Below are 15,295 nucleotides of genomic sequence, written 5' to 3' on the forward strand. Positions count from 1 at the left end.
TGCTTTTATGTCAACATTTTTGCTTAACGGATTGGGGGATGACGGTGGGGTGGGGCTCTGCTCGGAAGCGACACGCACGGGATAGTTGTTTCTTTTCCCGCTTCCCGGCTTGTAATTGCCAGCTGAAGATGGTATGCTATGAGCAGATCGTAAAAGGGGATATAGCCCCACTATCCGAACATAATCGATTTATTATAGCAAGTCAAGCCCCTGCTTGTCAAGGGCTTTTTGTTTTTTCCGGGGACAGACCCCGGTTTTTTTGCGTTTTGGGAGGGGAAAAAGCCGGAGAGGCACCCTGCCTGGGGCAAAAAAGCAGCGCACCGAAAAGTCCTTTCGGTGCGCCGGGGATTCTCTCACGCACAGGTCGCGAGAGAAAATGATTTTATTTCTTTGCCGTCCGCGGGCGGCAAACACTGCGAGGCTTTTTTGAAACGCTGAGGAGACCGGGGAAAAACCGTAGTTACTTGTGATAGAGCTTTTTTACCTCATATTTCGGCTCGCAGCTTACCTGGATGCCCAGGCGTTTATAGAGCTTGGCATCCTCCTCGGAGAGAATGACGGAGAAGTGGGCATCGCTGCCCCGCAGATCATCCAGCTTTTTCAGCACCCGCTCCGCCAGGGGGTTGGTGACGGCGGAGATGGACAGGGCGATGAGCACCTCGTCGGAGTGCAGGCGGGGATTGTGGTGGCCCAGGTGACGGAGCTTCATGTCGCTGATGGGGGCGATGATGGAGGCCGGGAGCAGGTCCAGGTCCTTGTCAATGCCCGCCAGGAGCTTCACGGCGTTAAGAAGCATGGCCGCAGAGGGGCCCAGAAGGGAGCTGGTCTTGCCGGTGACGACACGGCCATCGGGCAGCACCATGGCGCCGGCGGGGGCGCCGGTGGCCTGGGCCTTATCCAAAGAGGCCCGGACCGCCGGGCAGATGTCCGGGGTGACGCCGGCCTGCTGCATAACGATCTCCAGCTTGCGCACCACGCACTCGTCGCACTTGCCTCTGACCCGGTCCACCAGGCCCGCATAGTAGCGGCGAAGGATCTCCATGCGGCTGGCCTCCTGGCAGGCGGCATCGTCCACAATGGCAAAGCCCGCCATATTCACGCCCATGTCCGTGGGGGATTTATAGGGGGAGTTGCCCTGGATCTTCTCAAACATAGCGTTGAGCACCGGGAAAATCTCCACATCCCGGTTATAGTTCACGGTGGTCTTGCCGTAGGCCTCCAGGTGGAAGGGGTCGATCATGTTTACATCGTTGAGGTCGGCGGTGGCCGCCTCGTAGGCCAGGTTCACCGGATGCTTCAGGGGCAGGTTCCAGATGGGGAAGGTCTCGTACTTGGCGTAGCCCGCCCGGACGCCCCGCTTATTTTCGTGGTAGAGCTGGCTCAGGCAGGTGGCCATTTTGCCGCTGCCGGGGCCGGGAGCCGTGACCACCACAATGGAGCGGGTGGTCTCGATATAGTCGTTTTTCCCCAGGCCCTCATCGGAGACAATGTGGGCCACATCCGAGGGGTAGCCGGCGATGGGGTAGTGCTTGTAGCTCTTCACGCCCAGGTCAGTGAGGCGCTTGATGAAGGCGTCGGCGGCGGGCTGCCCGGCATACTGGGTGATGACCACGGAGCCCACATAAAAGCCCAGACCCCGGAACACATCCGTCAGGCGCAGCACATCGTCATCGTAGCTGATGCCCAAATCGCCGCGCATCTTGCTCTTTTCAATGTCTCCGGCGCAGATGGCGATGACGATCTCCACCTCGTCCTTCAGAGTGGCCAGCATACGAATCTTGCTGTCGGGCCGGAAGCCGGGCAGCACCCGGGAGGCATGGTAGTCGTCAAAGAGCTTGCCGCCGAACTCCAGATACAGCTTGTCGCCGAACTGGCTGCGGCGCTCCTTGATATGCGCGGCCTGCAGGGCCAAGTATTTGTCGTTGTCAAATCCGATCTTCATATGCAGCACCTCTTCTAAGCGTCTCATTTTCAAAATAACATGGCAATTATACATCGCAAAGCCGCCGGGGAAAAGGCCTTTTCCCCATTTTCGGGGGCCAAACTTTAAGGGTAAAATTTGTGGAAAATTTGGAGGCGGGACGGCTTGTTTTTCGCAGTCATTTAGGATATACTTAAAAATACCCCTTTTTTTCACCCGGGGCGGCAAGCCCGGCAGGGCGTTTATAAAATGGCTATTTTTCGGGAGGCTTCTATGCGCTTTCACATTATGCAGAAAAAGATCAACCAATCTACGGAGGAGTACCGGGCTTTTTTCGAGACCGACAGCATCGACGAGGCCAAGGACTTCGCCATGCGTCTGGCCTTTGACGAGACCAACAATGTCTATGTGCAGGACACCAAGCGCGGGGAGATCGTCCGAGACTTTGATGCCCTGGTCTACCGGGTCTGACGGCGCGGATATACACAATATTATATTTATGGCACCGGTCCTGCGCAAAAGCGCAGGACCGGTGCTTCATTTTATATTATAATGTGGGGCTGTCCGGTGCGCCTTCGTTGCTTTTATCCGCCTCTGCCGCAGGGCAATCCGTCCCGGCAGCGGCTGGCGCCGGCTCCGGCGGGGTCTCCCTTTGGAAGGCGGCCGCCCCGGACAGGGCGTCGGCCCGGCCCGCTTCATAGGCGGCGTTTTTCGCGCTCTCCATCTCCTGCTTTCGGGCGTTTTCGGCCCGGGCAGCCTCCTTCTGCGCCGTCCGCTGGGCTGAGGCCCGGGCAATGGCCTTTACCAGCACATACACCAGCAGCGCCGCCGCCAGCACCAGACCCACCCAGCCGGGGGCCCGGATGCGCCAGAAGTTCTTCACCTCGAAATATTCCTGCAGCATCCCCTGGTAATACAGCACGAATCCCAGCCCTATGCACACCCCTGCGCCCAAAAGCGCCAGAATGGCCCGGAGCCTGGCCCGTCCTTTTCGCACGAAAAAGTCGATCACCAGCGCGATGGCCAGCAGAAACAGCGCCGGCGACTGGCAGCACAGCACATATCCAAAGGTATGATTCATAGCAGTCTCCTAATTTTTTACAGCATATTTTTGCCGCGCACGATATACCGGCCCCGCTGCCCGCCGAGGACTTGCCCGTTTTCCACCGCCAGCTGACCCCTCAGCCAGACCTGGCTCACGGAGCCGCGGGTCACGAAGCCCTCGTAGGGGGTGTATCCGGCTCGGCTCTGCATATCCTCCGCCCGGAGAACATGGTCCGCCTGGGGGTCATAGACTACGATGTCCGCATCTGCGCCGGGGGCGAGGATGCCCTTGCGGGGGAACATACCGTACAGCTTAGCCGGATTTTCCGACAGGACCCGGCACATGGTGGCCAGGGAAATCTTCCGGGTGGCTACGCCGAAGGAATACACCAGCTCGCCCCGGGCCTCCACCCCGGGCAGGCCCCCGGGTATCTTGGTGAAGTCGCCCCGGCCCGCCTCCTTCTGCGCCAGGGTAAAGGCGCAGTGATCCGTGGAAACGGTCTGGATTTCGCCCTTGCGCAGTCCGGCCCACAGAGCCCGGCAGTCCTCCGATTTGCGGATGGGCGGTGCGCACACATAGCGGGCGGCCCGGGAATAGTCCTCATTATAATACACACTGTCATCCAGCACCAGATACTGGGGACAGGTCTCCACATACACCTTTTGCCCCCGACGCCGGGCGGCGGTGACCTCCGACAAGGTGGCGGCGTTGGTCAAGTGGACGATGACCACCGGGATGTCCACCGCCTGGGCGATGCGCAGCAGACGGCTCACGGCCTCCGCCTCCAGAAAATCGGGCCTCGTCTCCGGGTGGGAGGAAACGCCCATCCGGCCGGCGGCCTTCTTCTCCTCGATGAGGGCGCTAATAACCCCGCTGTTTTCGCAGTGGACGCCGCAGATGCCGCCCTTTTCCTTCAGCTTTTTTAGGGCCTTGTACATGGCCTCATCGCCGATCATCATGGCCGGGTAGGTCATGTACATCTTAAAGGAGGAAATGCCCTCGGCATACATATCGTCGATCTCTTTTTCAATGGACGGATTCCAGTCGTCAATGGTCATGTGGAAGCCGTAGTCGCACCAGCAGTGGCCGTCGGCCTTCTTGTGCCAGAGGTCCAGGCCGTAGCGGAGGGACTCACCCTTGTTGGGGCAGGCGAAGTCCACGATGGTTGTGGTGCCGCCCCGGATGGCGGACTTGGTGCCGCTGTCGAAGTCGTCGATGGTGGTGGTGTTGCACACATCCAGGTCAAAGTGGGTGTGGGCGTCGATAAAGCCGGGCAGGAGAAGCTTCCCGGATACATCCACCACCCGGGCCAGGGGGTCCCGGAGGCTGCGGCCCACCTGCAAAATCTTCTCGTCCTCCACCAGCACATCCGCCCGGCGGGTGCCCCGTCCGGAGACCACAGTGCCGCCTTTCAGCAAATATCTCATCTCAGGCCCTCCTTATTTTATAAACAAATTATATCCTGTGCATCCATAAGCCTCGCAGAGTTTGCCGCCCGCAGGCGGCAAAAAATTGGGATCATTTTTCACCGCGACATGCGCGTGGGGAAAAATACCTCTCAGACTGCCAGTGTGGAATTTTGCCGCAAGGCGGCAAAATTATGCGCGCAGCAGGCTGCAAGCCTTTTGTCGAAAAATTCCAAAGGAATTTTTGACAGGTTTATTATACCACACCCGCAAAAAAAGTCTATAAAAATTGAAAAAAACCGCGCCCTGTGTTATAGTAGGGCCCAAAGGAGGAATGCTTCATGCTGGACTTAACGGAAAAACTGCTGCAAAGCCACCCGATCTATAATGGCCGCATCATCCGTGTGCGCAGGGACGAGGTGCTGCTGCCCGACGGCGGCCACGGCCTGCGGGAGGTGGTGGACCACCCCGGCGGCGTGGGTATCCTGGCCCTGGATGACAAGGGACAGGTGGCCCTGGTGCGCCAGTACCGCTATGCGGTGGGCGAGCATCTGTGGGAGATACCTGCCGGCAAGCGGGAGAAGGGCGAGGAGCCCCGGATAACGGCCCGGCGGGAGCTGCATGAGGAGGTAGGCGCCGACGCCGAAAGGTGGACGGACCTGGGGACGCTCATCGCCTCCCCCGGCTGCTACGCTGAGCGGCTGTACCTGTATAAAGCGGAGGGACTGACCTTTACCCGGCAGCATTTGGATGAGGACGAGTTTTTGGAGGTGCGGTTTTTCCCCTTTGAGGAGGTTGTGGAAAAATGCCTGAACGGCCAGCTCCAGGACGCCAAAACCGTGGCCGTCGTGCTCAAGGCCAAGGTGCTGAGGGAAAAGAGTGGCCTATAAAGCCCGGTTGCTTTTTCAACCGGAACAGGCTATAATGTTCATCGATTCATTACAGGAGAGGCGGTATACAGGTGCTTTTCAATTCACTGAAATTCATGGTCTTTTTGCCGGCGGTGCTGGTCCTCTACTGGGCCCTGCCTCATCGGTTTCGGAAATATCTGCTCCTGGCGGCCAGTTACTATTTTTATATGTGCTGGAAGCCGGAGTTTATCGTGCTGATCCTGTTTTCCACAGCGGTCAATTATTTTTGCGCCCTGTGCATCCGGCGCTATCCCGGGGCCAAAAAGCCTATGCTCATTGCCGACCTGATCGTTAACTTCGGACTTTTGTTTTTCTTCAAATACCTGAATTTCTTCGGTGAGACCCTTACGGCCCTGTGCCGGGCGGTGGGTATCCCCTTTACCGCCCCGGCTCTGGACATCATCCTGCCGGTTGGCATATCCTTTTATACCTTCCAAACTCTCAGCTACACCATCGATGTGTACCGGGGCAAGATGGAGCCCGAGCGGGACTTTATCACCTTTGCTCTGTTTGTGTCCTACTTCCCCCAGTTGGTGGCCGGCCCCATCGAGCGGGCGGATAACCTCCTGCCTCAACTCAAAAAGGAGCAGGTTTTCCGGTATGACCAGGCCGCCCATGGCGTCCGGCTCATGGTCTGGGGCTTTTTCAAAAAGTGCGTGTGTGCCGCTTACCTGTCGCGGTTGGCGGACGCGGTGTATAACGATGCTTCCTATGCCTCCGGCGGCGCGGCGGCCTTGGCCACGGCAGCCTTTGCCCTGCAAATTTACTGCGACTTCGGCGGCTATTCCGACATCGCCCGGGGCTGCTCGGAGATGATGGGTGTGGAGCTGATGGTGAACTTCAAAGCGCCCTATTTCGCCCTCTCCATGCGTGATTTCTGGAAGCGCTGGCATATCTCCCTCACAAGCTGGTTTCGGGAGTATGTGTACTTTCCCCTGGGTGGCAGTCGCCGGGGCTTTGCCCGTACCCTGCGCAACACACTGATTGTATTCGCCCTCAGCGGCTTGTGGCATGGTGCCAGTTGGACCTTCGTGGTGTGGGGGCTGCTCCACGCCCTGTACCTCTGCGCAGAGCTGATTTGGAACCGGCTCCGCCGCAACGCCCCCAAGGCTCCCGGCCCCTGCTGCAAGGCGCTTCTGTTGCTGAAAACCTTTGTCCTGGCGTGTATCGCGTGGACATTTTTTCGGGCGGACACCATGGCCGACGCCCTGGCCGTCCTGGGGGCTGCTTTTGCGGGACTGCGGCATCCCCTGACCTGGATGCAGGATGCCTGGCATCTGCTGACAGCAGGCGGCACCCTGACGGCGGCCATCACCGTCTTTTCCGTACTGGTCCTGCTCCTGGGCGACCTGCTGGACGAAAAGAACGACGCCATGGCGGCGGTGGGGCGGCTGCGGCCTGCGGCTCGGTACGCCCTGTATGTGGTGTTTTTGCTGGGTATACTCCTGCTGATCCCCAAAACTACGGCAGCGCCGTTTATCTATTTCCAGTTTTAAGGAGGCTGGCCGATGAAACAATTTTTGTGTCGCTGTGCCGCCCTGTTTTTGGTGGTCGCCGTGCTGCTCTGGGTGGGCGGCTTGGCCTATAAGCATACAACCACCTACAAAAACCTGGACCGCACAGAGGAAACGGAGAAATACCACGCCATGCCCGACGGCATCACCTTCGCCGTGTTCGGTGCATCCCATGGCCGCGACGCTTTTCAGGCAGCGGACTACCCCGACAAAACCTTTTTCAATTTTTCCATGTCCTCCCAGACCCCGCTCTACGACCTGATGCAGCTCCGGCAGTTTCGGGGGCATCTGACTCCTGGTGCTACTGTGGTGGTGACGGTGAGCTATATGTCTCCCTTCTGGACGGAGTCGGAGGACAGCTTTTCGGACAAGCAGGAGCGCTACTACCGCATCCTCAGCCCCCAAAACATTGTGGACTGCGATGTGGGCCATTGGGTGCTGGTGCGTTGGTCACCGCTGCTGACCAACGACTGCACCGATGTTCTGTCGGCGTTCATCCACCCTCCGGAGCTGCGGGCAGACACCAACACCCTCTACGGCCAGCAGGTCCTCTCGCCTCAGGACATTGCAGGCGAGCAGCAGCGCATCCAAAAAGACCACCTGACCGCCGTGGAACCGGCCATGCCCGACGGCAACCCAGTGATGCTGGATGCACTCCGGGAAATAGCGGCTCTCTGCCGGGAAAACGCCTGGAACGCGGTGTTTGTGACCCCTCCCTACCCGGATGTCTATACCCAGTGCTATTCCGCCAAAATTTTAGGGTGCTTTCAAGACCTTATGACGAGCCTGAGCGCAGAGACGGGTGCCCCCTGGCTGGACTATTCCCGGGACGCTGACTTTTCAGGGCAGTATTCCTATTTCAAGAACATCGACCACCTGAACCTGTCCGGAGCCAAAGCCTTTTCACAGGCCCTGCAAGAAGATTTAGCAGCCCTTATTTCTTGACCCCACAAGAAAACCCTTGCGCTTTGGAGGCATTTCCGTTACACTGAAGGCAGAGCTATGTGCCGAGAGGAGAATTGCGTATGAGTAAAATGCAGAAGATTGCCGTAGTGTTCCTGGTTATTGCCGCCGCCAGTGGGATCCTGCACAAAACAGGCGTGTCCTATGTGCCGGGGCTTACGGCGCTGACCCTGTGCGTGGCTATGTGCGCAGAGGGGGCGGATATGCTCAAGGGCACCGGAAAAAAGAAAAACACCTCCCGCCGTCTGGCGGCCATTCTGGTTTTGGCCTTCGGACTGTTTAACCTGGTGGTGGGCGGCTTTGAGATATACAGCTATGTGCTGGGCCTGTGAGGTGACCTATGGAAGCCGTTATCACCAAGGCTGCCGCCGCTGACCTGCCCGCCGTGGCGCAGATCTATGAGGACATCATCGCCCGCCAGGACCGGGGCGGCCCCTACATCGGCTGGCAGTCCGGGGTGTATCCCACTCTGGAAACGGCCCGGGCGGCCCTGGAGCGGGACGAGCTCTTCGTGCAGCGCCGGGGGGAAAAGGTCGTGGGCTCCGCCATCATCAACCAGACCCAGGTGGATGTCTACGCCCAGGCTGCCTGGCAGTATCCGGCGCAGGACAGCCAGGTTATGGTCCTGCACACCCTGGTTATCGACCCCTCGGAGAGCGCCCACGGCTACGGCGGTCAGTTCGCCGCGTTCTACGAGGCCTATGCCACCCAAAACGGCTGCCCTTACCTGCGCATTGACACCAATGCCCGCAACGAGGTGGCCCGTAAATTCTACAAAAAACTGGGCTATCGGGAGGTGGGCATCGTCCCCTGCCGGTTTAACGGCCTCCCGGATGTAGACCTGGTTATGCTGGAGAAGAAAATTTACTAATGGAGCTGCGACAAGCGCTGAAAAGCACCCCGATGAGGGGTGCTTTTTTGGCGCTGCCGAAAAAGCCGTGGGGTTTCCGGCAGAGAGCTTTCCGCTTGCGGGCGGTATGGACTGCGAGCTTTTTATGCAGCGTTGATGGCTGGCCCGGGAAAAGCTCACTCCGAGAGCAGAATGCGGTCATTATCCAGGGCTTTACCGGCACCGCTTTTGAACTTGGCCAGCAGGTCGTCTACGGTCATGCCGGAGCGCTCCGCCCCGGAGACATCCAGAATGATATGGCCGCTATCCATCATCAGGGTGCGGTTGCCCAGCTCCAGGGCCTGGTGCATATTGTGGGTGACCATGAGGGTGGTGATGCGGTTTTCCGCCACGGTCCGGCGGGTGATCTCCAGGACCTTTTCCGCTGTGGCGGGGTCCAGGGCGGCGGTATGCTCGTCCAGCAGCAGGAGCTTCGGCGGCTTGAAGGTGGCCATCATCAGCGTCAGCGCCTGACGCTGGCCGCCGGAGAGCAGGCCCACAGGCTGCTTCATCCGGTCCTCCAGGCCCATGTCCAGCTGGGCCAGCTTTTCCCGGAAGGCGGCCTTTTCCGCCCGGGTCACATGGCTGAGCCAGCCGCCGGAGGCCGCCGCCAGGGAGAGATTTTCCTCAATGGTCATATGGGGGGCGCTGCCGCGCATGGGGTCCTGGAACAGGCGGCCGATCTGCCGGGAGCGCTGGTATTCCGGCAGGAAGGTGATGTTTCTTCCGTCCAGATAAATGCTGCCGCTATCGGTGAAAAAGCTGCCGCAGATGGCGTTAAAGAGGGTGGATTTGCCTGCGCCGTTGGAGCCGATGATGGTGACGAAATCTCCCGGGGCCAGGTGCAGGCTCAGGTCCTGCAGGGCCACCTTTTCATTGATGGTGCCGGGGTTGAAGGTCTTGGAAATGTTTTCAATCTTCAGCATAGCGGCGGGCCTCCTTTCTTGCGGCCATACGGCGGCGCAGCATGGGAAGTTGCTTTTTGAAATAGGGGGTGGCGATGGCCAGCACCACGATCACCGAGGACACCAGCTTCAGCATGAAGGCTGGCATATCCAGCCGCAGGGCGATGGTGTACACCAGGCGGAAGGCAAAAGCGCCCACCACCATGCCCATGGCCCGTTTGAAAATGCTGCCCTTGCCCAGCAGCACCTGACCCATGAGCAGGGAGGCCAGGGCGATGGTCACCATGCCGGTGCCGATGTCGATGCTGACGGATTTCTGGCTCTGGGCCAGCAGACAGCCGGACAGGCCCGTGAAGGCGTTGGCCACGCACAGGCCCACGATGGTGGTGAAGGTGGGGTTGATGGAGGAGGAGCGGACCATGTCGGGATTGTCGCCGGTGGCGCGGATGGCCAGACCCAGGCGGGTGCGCAGAAACAGGGTCAAAAATACCACCACGGCGGCTACGGCGATGATCGCCACCAGCAGCTTATACTGCTCGGAAAGGACGGTGCCTTGCAGCAGAGCCCGGGCCTTGGTGAACACGGTCTCGGTTTTATTCATGTTCAGCAGGGAGGAGCCGCCCATGACGGCGATATTGATGGAGTAGAGCCCGGTGTTGACAATGATGCCCGCCAGGAGGCTGTCGATGCCCATTTTCGTTTGCAGCAGGGCGGTGATGAAGCCGGAGAGGACTCCGGCGGCCATGGCGGCCAGGATGGCCAGGTAGGGATGCCCGGCAATAGCCACCGTAGCACCCACGGCGGCGCCCAGGGTGAAGCAGCCGTCGGTGGACAGGTCGCACACATTGAGCATGGAGTAGCTCAAAAACAGTGCCAGCACCGTCAGCGAGCAGATGAGGCCCAGCTCCAGGGCGGTTTGGACCAGGGATAAAATGTTCATGGGGGATCTCCTTTGATGAAGAGTGATGGGGGGGCGGGGGGATGCGGATTGCCACAGCCAGTGTGCGCACTGGCTTCGCAATGACACATTGTATGAAATGCGGTACGAGTCTGGGCGGGCGGCCGCAAGGGTCGCCCCTACAGAGCGTAACAAGAAGTGCCATGGGCGGGGCGATGTGGGGAGCGAACTGAGCGCTGCCGGTGGCAGAGGAAGCGAAGTGAGCGAGTGGCTGCGGTCAAAATTTTAAGCGACAGCCGTAAGGCAGCGCAAAAATTTTGGGCACCGCAACAGGACCATCGGCCCCTACGGAGGGTTGCAAGAAGTGCCTGCGCGCGGGCCGATGTGGGCATCGGCCCCTACGAAATATAACAAGAGGTGCGATCGTTATCGGGCGGCGGGGCGAGGGCAGCCCGCCCTACATTATATTATGTTACTTTGTGGTGCGTGGGGGAGGGGCTGCAAGCGGCCTTTCGCCCGTCAACAGGGCGGGGGAGCGCCCCGCCCTGTGGGTGGAATTTTTGCTTCTTACTTATTCAGATCGTCGAAGTTCTCGGCGGTGACGATGGACTGGACCTTGGTGCACAGGGGGGCGAAGGTCTTGGCCAGGTCGTCGTAGTTCAGACCCAGCTCCTTGCAGATGTCGGTGTTGATGGTGGCGGTGCCGTTGTCAAAGGTCAGCACGGGGGTGGTGGCGGGCTTATTGCCGTCCAGGAGAATACCGGAGACCATGTTGGCAGTTTCCACGCCCAGGTTGGCATAGTCCACGCCGTAGCCCAGGAACGCACCGTTCAGGGCGAAGGAGTCAGCGCCGGTGTAGTGGGGGATACCGGCCTTGGCCAGGGTCTCGTAAATGGCCAGCTCCGCGGTCATCACGGTGTTGTCGGTGGGGGTGAACACGGCGTCGGCCTTGTCGGCCACGATGCTGCTGACGGCCAGGCTGATCTCATCGGTGGTGGTGCCGTTATACTCCTTGTAGGACACGCCCTTCTTGTCCAGGTATGCCTTGGCGTTTTTGATGGGGGTGGTGGAGGAGTCCTGACCCTGGTCATACAGCAGGGCGATGTTCTTGGCACCGGGGTTGGCGGCGAAGATCAGGTCCAGGATGGCGTCGGTGTCCAGATAGTCGGAGGTGCCGGTGATGTTGGCGCCGGGGGCCTCCAGGCTCTCCACCAGGCCGGCGCTGACGGGGTCGGACACGGCGGCAAAGACCACGGGGATGTCGGTGCCCTCGGTGGCGGCCTGCATGGCCACGGCCACGGGGGTGGCTACGCCGATCATCAGGTCTACCTTGTCGGCGATGAAGTTGGCGATGATCTGATTCAGCACGGCGGAATCGGCGTTGCAGTTATCATAGCTGATCTCAAAGGTGACGCCCTTCTCCTGGCCGATGGCAGCCAGCTGGGTTTTGATGTTGTCCACGATCTGATTCAGGGATGCGTCGTCCACATAGTTGCAGATGCCGACCTTATAGGACGTGGCGCCGGAGGTGCTGGTGGAACTGTCGTTGTTTTTTTTGCCGCAGGCGAAGAGGGACAGGGTCAGCAGGGCGGCCAGGGCCAGGGTCAGCACACGCTTCAGAATGTTCTTTTTCATTTTTGTTTACCTCCAAAATTTAATATAGGGTTTTGGGTAGCGGATGGAGGGGCCGTTGCCGGCGGCCTGGATTTTAAAAACAAAAAAGACCTCTGCCCCACATGGGACAAAAGCCTTTGCTTCTGCGATACCACCCAAATTGACATCTTGCGATGCCCACTCGCTTTTACGCACCATCATGCGTACCCCACGGATAACGGGAGGGTTCCCGTCGGACCCTACTTAGGAATGTTCCTGTTCAAGCCGCCCTCGGAAGGCCATTCACACCGCCGCGCACCGCTTCGATCTCACCACCCGAAGCTCTCTTAGGATGCTCTGTGCTGAGCTACTCTTCTTCCTCACAGGTTTGTCGTTTGAAATTAAGCGCATTATAATCGCATTTTGGGCCTTTGTCAAGAGGGAAAACGAAAATATTTTGAGAAAATTTTGGGAAGGGGAGAGGCGGATTGCCACGGGCGCGGTGCGCCCTCGCAATGACACCTCACAAGGGGGTGCGGCACAAGCCCGGCGGGCGGACAGAGGCGTCCGCCCCTACGGACGGGTTATTGGTGGTGCCGTGTGCGGCGGGACACATGGGTCCCGCCCTACAACCATTTTTGTAGGGCAGGGCCCGTGTGCCCTGCCGGGAGTGCGAAAAAAACCAGGTCGGGCCGATGTAGGCATCGGCCCCTACGGAAGCGATTGTAGGGGCGGACGACCCTGTCCGCCCGATGTGGGTGCGCAATATTTTTGTAGGGCAGGGCCCGTGTGCCCTGCCGTGGGTGGCGCGGTGGGTATCAGGTACCAACTCACTCCGTCATTCGCCGCAGCAGGTCCGCCCGGTAGGGGAGCTTTTGGGCCAGGTCTATGGGGGTATAGCCCCAGGCGTTTTTTATGGACAGATCCAGGCGGCACCGGGTGAAAAGCAGGTCATACAGCGGGGCCATGTCCCGGTCCGCCAGTTTGGGATGGCTGATGAGATACTGGAGCGCCACCCGGCCTTTCGCGTCCGGCTGGTTTATATCAGCCCCGGCATCTATCAGCAGCTTTGTCAGCTCCACCGTCTGCGCCATGTTGTGCTTCGGGCGCGAGAACAGGATGTGAAACAGGGTTTCGTTTTCACTGTTCGTGCCCGTCAACTCCGCACCCTGGGCGATGAGAAAACGAACTATGTCATATCGGTCCTGGGGCGACTGGTGGGCCATGGCGTCAAATACGATGGTGGAGCCGCCGTGTACCTCGTGAAGCCGCTGCGGGTCGTAGACCTCCATGAACTGCGCAAGGGTCTGCCGTTTGGCCGAAAAATACATATCCATTTGCTGGGAAGCCTCCTTTTTGTTAGCGTTTCGCATCAGCCGCAGCGCCAGCTTCGACAGGGCGCTGATGGCGTGTGCCGCGTCAAATCCCATGATGTTCTCCTTTCTGACGGTTCACTCCTCCACCGCTTTTTTCCTTTTGAGAAATGGAAAGCCCGCCTCCATGGTCACCAGGGCCAGCATCATCAGCGCTGCCCCCACATAGCCCCGGGGAGCCAGCCGCTCCCCGGCGAAGAAGAAGGCCACGATGGCCGAAAACAGCGGCTCCAATGTAAAAATCAGCCCCACATGGACCGCAGAGGTGTGCTTTTGCTGCACGGCGGTGATGGCGAAGGCGATGCCTGTGCAGAAAACGGACAGAAACAGGACGCTGCCCCAGCCTGTGGGGGTTTGGGGCAGGCAGGGGGTCTCAAACAGCAGCGACAGCACCAGCATGGCCGCACCCGTCACCAGCTGCTGGAACACGCCCAGCTGCAGAGCATCTACCTCCGGCTGGTGTACCGCGTGCTCCACCACCAGGAGGTTGATGCCGTAGCCCAAGGCGCACAGCAGGCAGATAAGGTCTCCCGGCGCCGGGCGAAAATCATTTCCCAGGGTCAGCAGCCCAAGGCCCACCGTGCAGAGAACCAGGCACAGCAGCATCCGCCGCTCCGGCTTTTTCCGGTACACCAAAAAGGTCAAAAGGGGTGTGGTCACCGCCGGCAGGGAGCAGATAAACCCGGCGTTGGAGATGGAGGTATACAGCAGGCCCACGGTGGCGCCGATGTAGGTGAGGGTAAGGGAAAGGCCCGCCGGGACCGCCCACAGCAGGGTCTTGCGGTTTACATGCCGCAGCTTGGGAAACAGCACAATGCCCAGCAGCACAAAGGCCAGCAAAAACCGCACGGCGCACAGGGCAAAGGGCGGCATCTCCCCCAGGGCCAGGTCGGACAGGTAGTAGGAGCAGCCCCAAAAGCCGGTAATCAGCACCAGCAGCAGGTCGGCTTTTCTCTGTGTTGTCATGGGGGGGACCTCCTATCATAGCAAAGCGGGGAGGCAGGAGCGACCTACCTTCCCACTTATCATATACTATTTTTATCCCGGGTGCAAGGGCGGCTTTCCGACCCCGCAGGGGAGGCGATGCCTCTGCCGCCACGGACCGCTCGGACCGTTTCACCGCAAAAAAATCGAGTGTCCACATCCAACTCTCAGGTTGGTTATGAACACTCGATATGGTGCCGGTGACCGGACTCGAACCGGTACGCTGTCGCCAGCGGTGGATTTTGAGTCCACTTCGTCTACCAATTCCAACACACCGGCAGGTGCTGAATTATTATAGCGCACTTTCGGGCCTATTTCAAGAGGAAAATTTGCATTTGTCGGGGAAATCGTTCACGCCCCGGCCTGGGGGCGGCAATCGCTGTGGTTTTTTGGAGCGGGGCCTGAAGCAGTGAAATGCACGGCGCAAAAGCGCCGTGCATTTTATGTACGCATATCCGAAAAATATTACAGGTAGTTGCGCATACCCTCGGTGGCGGTACCCTCGTCCATGCTGAGGGTCACAGTGAACTTCACACTGTTTGCCTCGCTGAAGCGGTCCAGCCAGTGCAGGAAGTTCTCTACATCGGGCAGGCTGTTGCTGCCTACCACCTTGGAGAGATTGTCTACAAACACATGGGAAATATCGTAATTGCCGGCGTACAGGCCGCTGATGAAGCCTCGCAGGCACTCAAAAGAATTCAGATTATATTCCTTGCCATTGACCAGACGCACGCTGGACTTAATGTCAAAGGTCATATCCGCACCGGGCTCGATGCAGACCACGCTGCCGTTTTCGGACTCCACGGCACTGTGGATCAGGTCGATGAGCTGCTTTGTTTTACCGGCGCCGTTCGCACCCATGATCAGTCTAACCATAAGAGATCACTCCTTTG

15 protein-coding genes, 1 tRNA gene and 1 other annotated feature are annotated in these 15,295 nt (G+C 59.2%); of the genes, 6 read left to right on the plus strand and 10 right to left on the minus strand.

What is annotated here, in order from left to right; genetic code table 11:
- Positions 1-460: 460 nt before the first annotated feature.
- Positions 461-1,942: a DUF1846 domain-containing protein gene (locus KI236_RS09810; RefSeq protein ID WP_212821559.1), complete on the minus strand. Its 1,482-nt coding sequence runs from the start codon at positions 1,940-1,942 to the stop codon at positions 461-463.
- Positions 1,943-2,194: 252 nt separating this feature from the next.
- On the opposite strand from KI236_RS09810, the gene KI236_RS09815 reads away from it, so the two are divergent.
- Complete coding sequence (locus KI236_RS09815; protein ID WP_212821561.1) at positions 2,195-2,392, plus strand: hypothetical protein; 198 nt, start codon at positions 2,195-2,197, stop codon at positions 2,390-2,392.
- A 76-nt stretch (positions 2,393-2,468) separates the two neighbouring features.
- Here the strand turns inward: KI236_RS09815 and KI236_RS09820 are convergent, their stop codons facing one another.
- On the minus strand, positions 2,469-3,002 hold the full coding sequence (locus KI236_RS09820; protein ID WP_212821563.1) for a hypothetical protein: 534 nt from the start codon (positions 3,000-3,002) through the stop codon (positions 2,469-2,471).
- A gap of 17 nt (positions 3,003-3,019) precedes the next feature.
- On the minus strand, positions 3,020-4,393 hold the full coding sequence (gene hydA / locus KI236_RS09825; protein ID WP_212821565.1) for a dihydropyrimidinase: 1,374 nt from the start codon (positions 4,391-4,393) through the stop codon (positions 3,020-3,022).
- A gap of 320 nt (positions 4,394-4,713) precedes the next feature.
- Here hydA and KI236_RS09830 point away from each other — a divergent pair, with 320 nt between their 5' ends.
- From KI236_RS09830 to KI236_RS09850, 5 genes are all read left to right on the plus strand, one after another.
- Positions 4,714-5,262, plus strand: coding sequence for an NUDIX hydrolase (locus KI236_RS09830; protein ID WP_228738140.1), 549 nt, complete (start codon positions 4,714-4,716; stop codon positions 5,260-5,262).
- A 71-nt stretch (positions 5,263-5,333) separates the two neighbouring features.
- Entirely contained in the window at positions 5,334-6,779 is a 1,446-nt protein-coding gene (locus tag KI236_RS09835; protein ID WP_212821567.1) for an MBOAT family O-acyltransferase, read from the plus strand.
- A 12-nt stretch (positions 6,780-6,791) separates the two neighbouring features.
- Positions 6,792-7,742: a hypothetical protein gene (locus tag KI236_RS09840; protein WP_212821568.1), complete on the plus strand. Its 951-nt coding sequence runs from the start codon at positions 6,792-6,794 to the stop codon at positions 7,740-7,742.
- Between the two features lie 80 nt (positions 7,743-7,822).
- Positions 7,823-8,092 (plus strand): hypothetical protein, encoded by a 270-nt coding sequence (locus tag KI236_RS09845; RefSeq protein WP_212821569.1) that lies wholly within the window; start codon positions 7,823-7,825, stop codon positions 8,090-8,092.
- Positions 8,093-8,100: 8 nt separating this feature from the next.
- Positions 8,101-8,631: a GNAT family N-acetyltransferase gene (locus tag KI236_RS09850; protein ID WP_212821581.1), complete on the plus strand. Its 531-nt coding sequence runs from the start codon at positions 8,101-8,103 to the stop codon at positions 8,629-8,631.
- Between the two features lie 155 nt (positions 8,632-8,786).
- Here the strand turns inward: KI236_RS09850 and KI236_RS09855 are convergent, their stop codons facing one another.
- The 7 genes from KI236_RS09855 to KI236_RS09885 form a co-directional block, all read right to left on the minus strand.
- Entirely contained in the window at positions 8,787-9,575 is a 789-nt protein-coding gene (locus KI236_RS09855; protein WP_212821582.1) for an ABC transporter ATP-binding protein, read from the minus strand.
- A complete protein-coding gene (locus KI236_RS09860) occupies positions 9,562-10,494 on the minus strand; it encodes an ABC transporter permease (RefSeq protein ID WP_212821583.1) in 933 nt (310 codons plus the stop codon). Before KI236_RS09860 ends, KI236_RS09855 begins: the two co-directional genes overlap by 14 nt.
- Positions 10,495-11,019: 525 nt before the next feature.
- Positions 11,020-12,087, minus strand: coding sequence for an ABC transporter substrate-binding protein (locus KI236_RS09865; RefSeq protein ID WP_212821590.1), 1,068 nt, complete (start codon positions 12,085-12,087; stop codon positions 11,020-11,022).
- Between the two features lie 99 nt (positions 12,088-12,186).
- Positions 12,187-12,438: a binding site (T-box leader), on the minus strand.
- Between the two features lie 437 nt (positions 12,439-12,875).
- A complete protein-coding gene (locus KI236_RS09870) occupies positions 12,876-13,475 on the minus strand; it encodes an ankyrin repeat domain-containing protein (RefSeq protein WP_212821592.1) in 600 nt (199 codons plus the stop codon).
- Between the two features lie 21 nt (positions 13,476-13,496).
- Entirely contained in the window at positions 13,497-14,384 is an 888-nt protein-coding gene (locus KI236_RS09875; RefSeq protein ID WP_212821594.1) for a DMT family transporter, read from the minus strand.
- 210 nt (positions 14,385-14,594) lie between these two features.
- Positions 14,595-14,681, minus strand: a tRNA-Leu gene (locus KI236_RS09880).
- A 186-nt stretch (positions 14,682-14,867) separates the two neighbouring features.
- A complete protein-coding gene (locus KI236_RS09885) occupies positions 14,868-15,278 on the minus strand; it encodes an ATP-binding protein (RefSeq protein ID WP_212821596.1) in 411 nt (136 codons plus the stop codon).
- Positions 15,279-15,295: the final 17 nt, after the last annotated feature.

This window comes from Vescimonas fastidiosa (assembly GCF_018326305.1).
GTDB lineage: Bacteria > Bacillota > Clostridia > Oscillospirales > Oscillospiraceae > Vescimonas > Vescimonas fastidiosa.

What these genes read in the sequence shown, in the direction of transcription:
- KI236_RS09860 (WP_212821583.1), bottom strand. Translation starts at nt 10,494, where the DNA reads ATGAACATTTTATCCCTGGTCCAAACCGCCCTGGAGCTGGGCCTCATC.
- KI236_RS09810 (WP_212821559.1), bottom strand. Translation starts at nt 1,942, where the DNA reads ATGAAGATCGGATTTGACAACGACAAATACTTGGCCCTGCAGGCCGCG.
- KI236_RS09840 (WP_212821568.1), top strand. Translation starts at nt 6,792, where the DNA reads ATGAAACAATTTTTGTGTCGCTGTGCCGCCCTGTTTTTGGTGGTCGCC.
- KI236_RS09850 (WP_212821581.1), top strand. Translation starts at nt 8,101, where the DNA reads ATGGAAGCCGTTATCACCAAGGCTGCCGCCGCTGACCTGCCCGCCGTG.
- KI236_RS09815 (WP_212821561.1), top strand. Translation starts at nt 2,195, where the DNA reads ATGCGCTTTCACATTATGCAGAAAAAGATCAACCAATCTACGGAGGAG.
- hydA (WP_212821565.1), bottom strand. Translation starts at nt 4,393, where the DNA reads ATGAGATATTTGCTGAAAGGCGGCACTGTGGTCTCCGGACGGGGCACC.
- KI236_RS09865 (WP_212821590.1), bottom strand. Translation starts at nt 12,087, where the DNA reads ATGAAAAAGAACATTCTGAAGCGTGTGCTGACCCTGGCCCTGGCCGCC.
- KI236_RS09875 (WP_212821594.1), bottom strand. Translation starts at nt 14,384, where the DNA reads ATGACAACACAGAGAAAAGCCGACCTGCTGCTGGTGCTGATTACCGGC.
- KI236_RS09870 (WP_212821592.1), bottom strand. Translation starts at nt 13,475, where the DNA reads ATGGGATTTGACGCGGCACACGCCATCAGCGCCCTGTCGAAGCTGGCG.
- KI236_RS09820 (WP_212821563.1), bottom strand. Translation starts at nt 3,002, where the DNA reads ATGAATCATACCTTTGGATATGTGCTGTGCTGCCAGTCGCCGGCGCTG.
- KI236_RS09885 (WP_212821596.1), bottom strand. Translation starts at nt 15,278, where the DNA reads ATGGTTAGACTGATCATGGGTGCGAACGGCGCCGGTAAAACAAAGCAG.
- KI236_RS09830 (WP_228738140.1), top strand. Translation starts at nt 4,714, where the DNA reads ATGCTGGACTTAACGGAAAAACTGCTGCAAAGCCACCCGATCTATAAT.
- KI236_RS09845 (WP_212821569.1), top strand. Translation starts at nt 7,823, where the DNA reads ATGAGTAAAATGCAGAAGATTGCCGTAGTGTTCCTGGTTATTGCCGCC.
- KI236_RS09855 (WP_212821582.1), bottom strand. Translation starts at nt 9,575, where the DNA reads ATGCTGAAGATTGAAAACATTTCCAAGACCTTCAACCCCGGCACCATC.